Genomic DNA, 3,425 nt, shown 5'->3' on the forward strand with positions numbered 1-3,425 from the left:
GGCGGTGGGTGGTGGTCCGCAACGGTCATGGTGGGCTCCTCCAGCGCACATTCTGGGCCAACGCTTCGCTCAGGGCACGTGCGGTCCCCGAGGGGCTCGGTACGTGGACTCCGGGCGATGGCCGGGGTCGGTACCGCCATGCGAACCCGGCCATCGTCGGGCCCGGGAAAGGTGGCGCTCGGGTCGCGCGGACACACACGGCCCCGTATTCGGACGGTCAGGGCGTGTGCTCCGGCTCCGCTGAGGGGGCCTCGGCCCGGTACCGCTGTCCGCGGTGCCCGGTCAGGCGGCGGCGCGCACGGCCTCCGCGAAGCGGGCGGCGAGCCCCGGGTGCCCGGCCCAGTGGACGTGCAGGTAGGAGGCGTGCAGCGTCGGCGAGGCGAAGCCCTCCGGCGCTCCCTCGATCTCCCACGCCGGACGGTCGCCGCAGGCGCCGGGGGCCGTCGCGGTGCGGTGGAACTCGTGCCCGGTGACCCGCTCTCCGGCCCGGGTCAGCAGGGTGTCCCCCGGTGAGACCGCCTCGGGGTAGCGCAGGGTGAGCCGCCCCGTCATCCGGGCGCGCGCGGGGACGGCCCCGGCCATGGGTTCGCCGTCGAGCGACTCGGCCAGGTAGAGCAGACCCGCGCACTCGGCGACGGTCGGCACCCCGTCCCGCACCGCCTCGCGCAACTGGGCCAGCAGGCCGCGGTTGGCGGCGAGCTCACCGGCGTAGACCTCGGGGAAGCCGCCGCCGAGGTAGACGCCCCCGGTGCCCGGTGGCAGCGCGGTGTCACTCAGCGGATCGAAGGCGACGATCTCGCACCCGGCGGCGGCGAGCAGTTCCTCGGTCTCGGCGTAGCGGAAGGTGAAGGCCCGGCCGCCCGCCACCGCGACCACCGGCCGCCGGGGCACGGGGGGCGCGTGGGGCCCGGGGTCCGTGTGGGCTGCGTGACGCTCACAAGGATCACCAGGGGTACGAGCCGTGTGGGGCTCATGGCCTGTGTGCGCGGCGTGGGACTCCTTTCGCGCCCGCAGTTGGCCTCCGAGCGGGGTACCGGGAGCTGACTTCTCACGTGCCGGGCCCTCGGGCTGGGGCCCCGGAACGGGTGTTCCCAGCGCCCGTGCCGGATCCCAGGGCCGGGCGTCCAGCGCGGGCGCGGAGCGGGCCACCGCGAGCAGCGCGTCCAGGTCCACCTGGCGCGCGACGTGCTCCCCGAGCCGTTCGACCACGCGCGCCGACTCCGCCCGCTCCGACGCGGGGACCAGCCCCAGGTGCCGGGACGGGCTGGCGAGCCGCTCGTCGCGGTGGACCACGCCCAGGACCGGCAGATGCGTGGCCCGGATGATCTCGGCGACGTTGCGCGCCGAACCCGCCTGGTTGAGGATCACCCCGACCACCTCGACCGCCGGGTCGTAGGCGGCCATCCCCGCCACCAGCGCGCCCACCGAACGCGACATCCGCGACACGTCCACCACCAGCACCACCGGTGTCCGCGTCAGGGCCGCGACGTGCGCGGACGAGGCGAACCCGTCCGTGCCCAGCCGCCCGTCGTGCAGGCCCATCACGCCCTCGATGACGGCGACGTCCGCGCCGCGCGCCCCGTGCAGCAGCAGCGGCGCCACCCGCTCCACGCCGACCAGGTGCGGGTCCAGGTTGCGGCCCGGACGCCCGGTGGCCAGGGCGTGGTAGCCGGGATCGATGTAGTCGGGGCCCACCTTGTGCCCGCTCACCGCGTACCCGGCGTCGCGCAGCGCCGCCATCAGCCCGGTCGCGACCGTGGTCTTGCCCTGCCCGGTCATGGGCGCGGCGATCATCAGCCGGGGCAGCGCCGTCGGCCGTGCACGCGGTGTCGGCCGGAGCAGCCCCGTCGGCCGGGCCGACGGCATCGGTCCGGCACCCGCTTCTCCGGTTCCCGCGTACTCCTCGGCGGCCTCCGCGGGCCCTGCCGTCCGCCTTCGCGAACCCTCCGAGGCGCCCCGGGAGGTCACCACTCGATGCCCCGCTGTCCCTTGCGCCCGGCGTCCATGGGGTGCTTGACCTTGGTCATCTCGGTGACCAGGTCGGCGGCCTCCAGCAGCCGCGGGTCGGCGCGGCGGCCGGTGATCACCACGTGCTGGCGGCCGGGGCGGTCCCGCAGCGCGGCCAGGACGTCCTCGACGTCGACCCAGCCCCAGTTGAGCGGGTAGGTGAACTCGTCCAGGATGAGCAGGTCGTGCGTCTGGTCGGCGAGCCTTCGCCTGATCTCCGCCCAGCCCTCGGCGGCGTACGCCGCGTGGTCCTCGGCGTCGCCCTTGCGGCGGCTCCACGACCAGCCCGAACCCATCTTGTGCCACTCGACCGGGCCGCCCTCGCCGGTCTGCTCGTGCAGCTCGCCCAGGCGTTCCAGCACGGTCTGCTCGCCGATGCGCCACTTCGCCGACTTGACGAACTGGAACACCCCGATTCGCCATCCCTGGTTCCAGCCGCGCAGCGCGAGGCCGAACGCGGCGGTCGACTTGCCCTTGCCGTCACCGGTGTGCACGGCGAACAGGGGCTGGTTGCGGCGCTGGCGCGTGGTGAGCCCGTCGTCGGGCACGACGAGCGGCTGTCCCTTGGGCATCAGGCGGCCCTCTCTCGTACGGCGGTGCCCAGCGCGTCGGCGCTGACCTGGTTGACGGGCATGTGGTCGGCGCCCAGACGGGCGGCCAGGGCGGCGGCCAGGCCCAGGCGCAGCGGTCCGGACTCGCCGTCCACCACGACGGTGGTCACGCCCAGTCCGGCGACGTGGTCGGCGGCGGCCATCGCGCGGCCCACCGCCCCCTTGCCGCCGGTGGCCCGGCCGTCGGTGACCACGACCAGGAGCGGGCGCAGCCTCGGGTCCCGCAGCCGCTCGCGGCGCAGGACGCGGGCCGCCTCCTCCAGGCCCTCGGCCAGCGGGGTCCGCCCCCCGGCGGGCAGGTCGTCGAGGCGGGCGGCGGCCACGTCCACCGACCGGGTCGGCGGCAGGGCGAGTTCTGCCTCGCGCCCCCGGAAGGTGACCAGGCCGACCTTGTCGCGGCGCCGGTAGGCGTCCAGGAGCAGGGACAGGATCGCGGTCTTGACCTCGGTCATGCGCCTGCGCGCCGCCATGGAGCCGGAGGCGTCCACGCAGAACAGCACCAGGTTGGTCTCCTGCCCCTCGCGGACCGCGACGCGCAGGTCGCGGGGGCGCAGCCGCAGTCGGCCGCCCTCCTGGGGCCGCAGCGCGGCGGCCCGCACGGTCTCCACCAGGTGGACCGCGCTGCCCGCACCCCGGCCGGGCTCGGCGGCGCCGATCCGGCGGCCCCGCGTGCCCACGGCCCGGCTGCGCCTGCCGTCGGCGCCTTCGCCGGAGCCCCGCACGGTGAGCAGCCGGGTCCGGTAGGGGGCGGCGGCTCCGGCGGTGGTCGGGGAGGCGCCGGAGCCGCCGCCCCCTACCGGACCCGGC

At 76.2% G+C, this 3,425-nt stretch carries 3 protein-coding genes; all 3 read right to left on the minus strand.

The genetic code is table 11. The annotated features are described in order from the left end of the window. Window positions 1-282: 282 nt before the first annotated feature. Window positions 283-1,794, minus strand: coding sequence for a cobyrinate a,c-diamide synthase (locus tag ABD54_RS26060; RefSeq protein ID WP_047872198.1), 1,512 nt, complete (start codon window positions 1,792-1,794; stop codon window positions 283-285). Between the two features lie 170 nt (window positions 1,795-1,964). Beyond that, window positions 1,965-2,579: a cob(I)yrinic acid a,c-diamide adenosyltransferase gene (cobO, locus tag ABD54_RS26065; protein ID WP_047872199.1), complete on the minus strand. Its 615-nt coding sequence runs from the start codon at window positions 2,577-2,579 to the stop codon at window positions 1,965-1,967. After that, window positions 2,579-3,425, minus strand: an 847-nt coding sequence (locus ABD54_RS26070) for a VWA domain-containing protein (protein WP_047872200.1), incomplete at its 5' end; no start/stop codon positions are given. The genes cobO and ABD54_RS26070, both read right to left, overlap by 1 nt.

Origin of the sequence: Nocardiopsis sp. RV163 (assembly GCF_001029525.1) — a bacterium.
Taxonomy (GTDB): Bacteria; Actinomycetota; Actinomycetes; order Streptosporangiales; family Streptosporangiaceae; genus Nocardiopsis; species Nocardiopsis dassonvillei.